We start from the raw sequence: 6,983 nt of genomic DNA, 5'->3' as shown, positions 1-6,983 counted from the left end.
GTTGACGTGACATAGTAGCACGCTCCTTTAAGTTGGTAGTCTAAGTGTAATAGCCCTTATTTTTTTTGTCCAACTTAGTGTAGCCGATTCAGTATCAATAGACTTAATGGCTAGGCCATTAAGTTATAACAGGTAAATGATAATTTAGTTTACTAGTATGCAAAAGTTAAGTTCAGTTATATGATTTAATTTTACCCACCATTAATGATTGTCATGATAAAAGTAAATGACAGAAACGCACAAAGGGGCATATAAAGAAATGTATCCATTTTTGAAAATTTTGTTTTTCTTACTTTCTTGAAAATCCCAAAGTATTTAAAATCGCCAAGTACTCTCAGACTAAAAACACAGGCACAAGCCCAAGCACCTACTCGAACAATTAAGAATTTCGGTAAAGGTATATAATTAGCCTCAAAAAGGAGAATAATACTTGCTATACCAAGCATTAAAGCTACAACCAATGTCCCGCTAGTACTAGGTGTAAATGCACGATTCCCCTCTACTTCAGGGAGAACAGCATTCTTTCCCCCATCTCCCACCCAATGCCCAGTAAACGTGAAGCAAGCTAATAGAAAACAAGATACATGCAGCTAAAATAGTTATTACTGATACCATTTTCATCCTCCTCATCGTTTGATCAATCTAGTCAAAACAAAAAATAACAAAGAAAGACCACTACTTTTTCCGATATATAATATTTCAATTCAATATTTTTGTTAACTGATTTTATTTATTAGGAATTTCTTTTATTGCATCAACAATTTCATAACCATACTTTTGATAAAAATTTGGAGCTTGAAGGCTAAAAGTATCTAGTTGAATGAGTCTGCAACTATTTTCTCTAGCAATTTCCTCCATATTATTTAGTAACTCTATCTCATATCATTTACCTCTAAGTAATTCACCTCCCAATAACAAATCAATATGTAAACAATACAAAAAAATTGTCCTGTTAAACCGCTATATATTCTCCTCTTCATCCCTAATCACGAAGCTAACATTCTTGATTTTTACATTTTATTATTATTCATAATCTTATCACTATTTTTATACATATATTTTACTTCAAGTGACAGTATAGTATGTGTGAGCTAATCACAATCTATCTCAATAAACTGCATGTATCTCTGAAAAATTTAAATTATTATTCAGTCATATTTTACCCTTGTCTTGAATATATGATTCATATGGTGGTTTTTGAATCATTCTTGCTATGGGTAAAGACTGTAAAAAATGAAGCACTTAGGAGGAGTTAAGATGAAAGCAACGATCGAGAAGCGTTTAGGTTTGAAAGAATTAGTGGACAAGGTAGTTTCTGCAGAACAAGCTGCAACACTGATTTCAGATGGTGATGTAGTAGGGATGAGTGGATTTACTCGCGCTGGGGATGCTAAAGTTGTGCCACTTGCACTTGTAGAACGTGCTAAAAAAGAAAAATTCCAAATTGATGTGTATACAGGCGCTTCTCTTGGCCCTGAAGTAGACCGCTATTTGGCTGAAGCTGGTGTTATCCGCAAACGTGGACCTTATCAAGGTGAACCTGCATTAAGAAATCTTATTAATAAAGGTGAAGTTCTTTATGTAGACGGTCATTTATCTCATGTTGCTGAATTAGTCCGACAAAATATTTATGGACCTATTAAATTTGCCATCATTGAGGCGTGTGCTATTACGGAGGATGGTTATTTAATCCCTACAAATTCTGTTGGAAACTCACCTATCATTGCAGACTTTGCAGAAAATATTATTGTTGAATTAAACATTTCATGCTCCGAGTCTTTTATTGGTATTCACGATATTTATGTACCTAATAAGCAAGGAGAGCGTGGTCCAATCCCAGTAACAAGTGCTACTGATCGCATTGGAGAAATTGGCATAAAAATTGACCCTGAAAAAATTAAAGCCATTGTCATTTCAGAAAACACGGATGCTCCTTCTTTAATCGTACCTCCTGACGAGGAAACAGCTATTATGGCCAATAATCTACTCAATTTCTTACGAGATGAGATTAAAGCAGGCAGATTAACGTCTAAGTTAGCACCAATACAATCTGGTGTGGGCTCTGTAGCGAATGCTGTTTTACAAGGATTTCAAGATTCAGAATTTGAAGATTTAGAAATTTATTCTGAAGTTTTACAAGATGCTGTCTTTCATTTAATCGATGCGGGAAAAGTAACATTTGCATCGGCTACTTCGATTACATTATCTGAGGAATTAGGTAATGTAGTATTTGAAAATATGGACAAGTACGTAGATAAACTATGCTTACGTCCGCAAGAAATTACTAATCAACCTGAAATAATTCGTCGCTTAGGTTTAATCTCTGTTAATGCGGCACTAGAGGCTGATATTTATGGCAATGTCAATTCAACACATGTCTCTGGTACACGTATGATGAACGGTATTGGCGGTTCTGGTGACTTTGCCAGAAATGCCAGATTAGGTATTTTCGTAACGAAATCTTATGCAAAAGGCGGCACTATCTCATCTATTGTTCCAATGGTCTCACACGTTGATCATACTGAACATGATGTGGACGTTCTGATCACCGAGCAAGGTGTTGCTGACTTACGTGGGTTAGCACCGAAAGAACGCGTACCTTTAATCATCGAAAACTGTGCACATCCAGATTACAAAGAACAACTATGGGCGTATTATTATGATGCCGTAGAAAAAACAGGTGATAGCCAAACACCTCATAATCTTGAAAAAGCATTTTCTTGGTACGTCAATTACGCTAAGAACGGCACAATGATTGAGTAATCGTTCCACTCCGAACGTTATATTTTCCAATATAAATTCCTTACTTTCAATTATAAAAATTCATGAGTATATAGAAAAGTAGAAGGTAGCATTTTATTTGGAGAAGCGTCCGCTCGACTCCTGCAGGAAAAGCGAGCGGTAAGCTTCGAACCTGATCTATCTAAAAAAATAAAAAGACTGTAGAAAACTGATTTTTTTCGGGTTTGTCTACAATCTGAAGCACCTTTCCTATAACCAGAAAGGTGCTCTTTACGTTTAGAACTATTTTACTTATAAAGTTCCCAACCAATTATTAAGACTATCAATAACACTGCAGTAATAGTTGAAAGTATATAACTGATTTTTTGCATTTTTGTAGATGTTGTTTTACCCCATAGTTTCAAAATCATTATTATACAAACACCTATAACGGCTATATATATATAATTTATCCAAAAGTGAAGCTTTAATGAAGCATAAGATGCATAGTTCAACGCTCTGTAAGCAAGAAGGGCAAAATTAATTATTGCAGCTACACCTGCTAAATTTAAAGTAATATTGAATTTCCACAATTGCGTACGTTGAACAGTCTTTTTTCTATTTCTGATACTATTAATAATAAAAACTATTATAGAAACAACGATATATATCACACAAAATATTACAGCGATAGTACTAAAGACCGTAAACCATTTCATATTGTTGGCTAACGGTAGAAAATCACTCGTCATCATAGATACCTTTTCCACTTGACCGCTGTTCATTGTGAAGTGAAGAAATATATTATATTCATTAGTAGACCTAAATACATAAGGCGCTACTTGTTTAAATGTCATACCAAATCCAGTCAATGTGTTGCTATCAACTGCTTTCAGCTCTCCCGTCATAAGAGTACCCATAAGTATGGAAAAGCCCGAATAAGGCCGTCTAGCCATACTATAAGTTCCTTTAAGTTCATGAGCATCCGGAAACGTCACTTTACTATCTTCTGCATGATAATCACCATACACTAATACTGGTAAACCATAGCACAATCCAGATTCACTGGATGATTTGTCATAACAATAACGCCTATATTCTCTTTTTTCGAAAAAGCCATATTACTAGAAAAGCTATCCGTATTCCCTGCATGTTCCAATACATCTACAGCATACATTCCTTGCCAAAACCCGTGCGAATTTCTTGGTAAGCCATTATTATAAAATTTACTACTAGTAAGCATTTCATCTAATGTTTGATTACTTTGGAATAGAGGGCTTTTATCACCTGTCACTGGCATCAATGCACTAATAAATCTTGCTGCATCTTCAGCTGTACCAATGGCACTTCCAGCAGGGTACAAACCAATATAGATACGTTCATTTTTTGAACGATTGAATTTCCCCTTGTTATTTCCTTCGTAACCGTGAACAAGCTTCCTTTGTTTTGCAACTTCTTTGTTATCCGCTTGTAACGGATGAATTGCCGTATCCTTCATATTGAGAACAGAAAATATATTATCGTTTACGTATTCATAGAACGGTTGATTTGAAATCCTCTCCACTATATAACCAGCTAGTGCAACACCATAATTGGAATATGCTACAACTTCACCTGGTTTTTTCACCTGTTCTGGTTGGAAATTTTGTAATGTTTCACCTAAAGGTTTAATAGATGCAGGTGAAGTGGATAATATATCAGCGTAGCTCTCTTCCCATCCGGCATCATGATGCATGAGATTTAACATCGTGATATGCTTTTTGTATTGTAGTTTTGTGAGGAACCCTTCTGGTAAATATTCTCGAATATCTTCTTCTAAATTCAGTTTCCCTTGCTCTACTAGTTGCATTACACTAGTCCAAACAAGGAGTTTAGTAGCTGAGCCCCATTCAAAAACCGTATTTTTTGTAACTGACTTCTTTTCCTCTAAATCAGCATAACCATAGGAATTATTAACAATTATTTTACCGTCCTTTACTATAATTACAGACGCTCCAGTCGTTGTCGTACCGATATATTTTGCAGAATATTCATCTACCCGTTGTTTTAAATCATTAGTGATAATACTAGATGGTGTACCTTCCTTATTTTCTGATGCTAAAATATATATTGGAAAAATACAAAAAGCTATAATGAGCATTAAAGCAATTTTCCTAATGATACTCCCCCCGTAAATACATTTTTTCTACCAAGTTCAATATATGAATCTAGACCTTACAATAGTCATTAATAAACCTTTTATTTTTTTACAATCTATATCCTTATTACTACCCACAACCAACCATAGGCATTCTCTTCTTCGCTTTCGAGGTTTTTGAGTATAAGAAAAGACCTTTCAAAATATCGACTAATCGATTTTTGAAAGGTCCTTTTCTATTAATGAAACTTTCCAGTAACTCTAAAGCCGATTTCTGCAACTAAAGTAGCTAAAAGGAATGTTCCTGTATAAACAACTAAGGAAATAACAACGATTCTCCAACCAAGCTTTCTAAATTCTTTCAAATCCTTACCGAAAGATAGACCTGCATAAGCTAGAATTGGTGTTGCTAATGCCATAAAATTAATCTGACTTGTTGCTTTAACAATTGGTTCATTTCCAGGGAAAATTGGCGAAGTAATTAATAATGCTATAAATGAAACCCAAATAACTACTGGCAATTTTACTGGTAATAATTTTTCAATTGCAAAACCACATACCGTAATTGCAACAATAATAAGCATCCCTGGTAAAGCATCTATAGGTGATACATCGTAACCAACCCAGTTTCCGATAATTGCAATAGCACCGATAAGTATAAATGTATATATTTTATCTAACATGAACGTCTATATCCCCCACTTCTAAAAAACTTAAGCTTTGTTTTCAGAATTTTTAGATCCTCTACCCAAAATCGGTTCCAATTTTCTATATAAATAATTTGTAACAGGTAGTGAGAAGAAGATACATACATAAGTTCCCACAATTGTAGTAATTAAGTTCGCAGCACCAGCAAATAATGCTATATCATTAGCTGATTCTGGGAATATAATAGCGAGCGCACCAGTCATTGCGGCCATCATACTTCCTGAACCTACGCCTGCACCCATTGCCAATGAAATTGGGTGGAACCATCCAGAATTAGCTAGAACACTAGCTAATATAGTTAAATAAATTGCACCAAATAATGTTCCGCATACATAAACACCTAATGCTCCACGGCCTTCTGGAGAATCAGCACCATATTTTTCAGCTATAATTGCAAGGTTTGGTTCACGGTCAATTGAGAAAGTAGCGCCTACTGCTTCACGTTTCATCCCGATCAATAATGCTATTGGTAAACCAAAAACAATTGTTCCAAAGAAATGTCCGACTTCTTGTAGTGTTAATGACAATCCCGCATCCATTAGTTGAGGCAATGATGGGCCCATCAAAGTTCCAAGTTTAGCCACAAATAACATAAATGAAATACCTAAAATATTTGCTGCTATATTCATATCTTTTTCACTTAACAACTTTAATTTAGGTAAACTAATAACGGCACCGATTATTAATGCATAAAGCATAGGGAAAAGTGCAACTACTCCAATACCAAGGTCAAAATTCTTTATCCCAATAAATTCGGCTACAACTACAAGTGCTAATACGATTAACTGTATTTTCCAACTTAATAATTTTTTCAAGTTATCCACCTCTTTTTCTCATTTATCACCTATGAATCTCCACTACTGATATTTCGATGATAATACTACAAGTATTTGGTACATGGTTGTTACTTCTAGATTTCTTTTTCCTATTGTTTAGCAGATTCATAATATTGAAAGACAGTAGACCAAATAAAAGATAATATTCCTCAAATATAGCCGTTTTGTATATTCCAGATTTCTTTATGTATGATTTCAACTAATTAAAACGTTATCATTTGGGTCGTTCAAATTTTTTTCCGAACATTTTTAATACACGGATAGCTGCACCTATTACAAACACTTCTGGGAATTTTCCAGATTCGACTCATTCTCAATCAAAACTTCCACTAATCAATCTTTCTCCGCATTATGACAAATTTCGCAATTTGTCCGACACTATTTTCACCTATGTAAAAAATATTCGCCTAACAATTCTCGAACGGTCTTTCTCGTATTTTTGAATAGTACCACCTACCATAATAGTAAGCATACCGTTATCAGTACTAGCAGAATCGCCAATAATCGAGAATCATAAAAATAACATTCCAAATTCATCAACCATTTTTTCCAAATCGATTGCAGTTTCTGCATCTGTTGTA

At 34.6% G+C, this 6,983-nt stretch carries 7 protein-coding genes; 1 reads left to right on the top strand and 6 read right to left on the bottom strand.

The window, feature by feature from the left end; all coding sequences use genetic code 11:
* Nucleotides 1–191: 191 nt before the first annotated feature.
* Together ACQKMD_RS18280 and ACQKMD_RS18275 are read right to left on the bottom strand one after the other, a co-directional pair.
* Complete coding sequence (locus ACQKMD_RS18280; RefSeq protein WP_427753806.1) at nucleotides 192–539, bottom strand: DUF3995 domain-containing protein; 348 nt, start codon at nucleotides 537–539, stop codon at nucleotides 192–194.
* Between the two features lie 187 nt (nucleotides 540–726).
* The gene (locus tag ACQKMD_RS18275) at nucleotides 727–858 is read right to left on the bottom strand and encodes a hypothetical protein (RefSeq protein WP_427753805.1); all 132 of its coding nucleotides are present in this window, start codon (nucleotides 856–858) and stop codon (nucleotides 727–729) included.
* Between the two features lie 399 nt (nucleotides 859–1,257).
* Here ACQKMD_RS18275 and ACQKMD_RS18270 point away from each other — a divergent pair, with 399 nt between their 5' ends.
* Nucleotides 1,258–2,763 carry a succinate CoA transferase gene (locus tag ACQKMD_RS18270; protein ID WP_427753804.1) on the top strand — a complete coding sequence of 502 codons (1,506 nt, stop codon included), beginning with the start codon at nucleotides 1,258–1,260 and terminating at the stop codon, nucleotides 2,761–2,763.
* Between the two features lie 266 nt (nucleotides 2,764–3,029).
* Here the strand turns inward: ACQKMD_RS18270 and ACQKMD_RS18265 are convergent, their stop codons facing one another.
* From ACQKMD_RS18265 to ACQKMD_RS18250, 4 genes are all read right to left on the bottom strand, one after another.
* Nucleotides 3,030–3,629 (bottom strand): hypothetical protein, encoded by a 600-nt coding sequence (locus tag ACQKMD_RS18265; protein WP_427753803.1) that lies wholly within the window; start codon nucleotides 3,627–3,629, stop codon nucleotides 3,030–3,032.
* Between the two features lie 122 nt (nucleotides 3,630–3,751).
* Nucleotides 3,752–4,861 (bottom strand): serine hydrolase domain-containing protein, encoded by a 1,110-nt coding sequence (locus tag ACQKMD_RS18260; protein WP_427753802.1) that lies wholly within the window; start codon nucleotides 4,859–4,861, stop codon nucleotides 3,752–3,754.
* A 236-nt stretch (nucleotides 4,862–5,097) separates the two neighbouring features.
* Nucleotides 5,098–5,541 (bottom strand): hypothetical protein, encoded by a 444-nt coding sequence (locus ACQKMD_RS18255; protein WP_427753801.1) that lies wholly within the window; start codon nucleotides 5,539–5,541, stop codon nucleotides 5,098–5,100.
* A 30-nt stretch (nucleotides 5,542–5,571) separates the two neighbouring features.
* On the bottom strand, nucleotides 5,572–6,381 hold the full coding sequence (locus ACQKMD_RS18250; protein WP_427753800.1) for a DUF3100 domain-containing protein: 810 nt from the start codon (nucleotides 6,379–6,381) through the stop codon (nucleotides 5,572–5,574).
* Nucleotides 6,382–6,983: the final 602 nt, after the last annotated feature.

Origin of the sequence: Viridibacillus sp. NPDC096237 (assembly GCF_050278625.1) — a bacterium.
In the GTDB taxonomy this organism is placed as follows: Bacteria; Bacillota; Bacilli; order Bacillales_A; family Planococcaceae; genus Viridibacillus.
The sequence above is the reverse complement of the archived record's forward strand: the minus strand, read 5'-3'. Positions and strand labels throughout refer to the sequence as shown.

What these genes read in the sequence shown, in the direction of transcription:
- ACQKMD_RS18255 (WP_427753801.1), bottom strand. Translation starts at nt 5,541, where the DNA reads ATGTTAGATAAAATATATACATTTATACTTATCGGTGCTATTGCAATT.
- ACQKMD_RS18275 (WP_427753805.1), bottom strand. Translation starts at nt 858, where the DNA reads ATGGAGGAAATTGCTAGAGAAAATAGTTGCAGACTCATTCAACTAGAT.
- ACQKMD_RS18270 (WP_427753804.1), top strand. Translation starts at nt 1,258, where the DNA reads ATGAAAGCAACGATCGAGAAGCGTTTAGGTTTGAAAGAATTAGTGGAC.
- ACQKMD_RS18260 (WP_427753802.1), bottom strand. Translation starts at nt 4,861, where the DNA reads ATGCTCATTATAGCTTTTTGTATTTTTCCAATATATATTTTAGCATCA.
- ACQKMD_RS18265 (WP_427753803.1), bottom strand. Translation starts at nt 3,629, where the DNA reads ATGACGGGAGAGCTGAAAGCAGTTGATAGCAACACATTGACTGGATTT.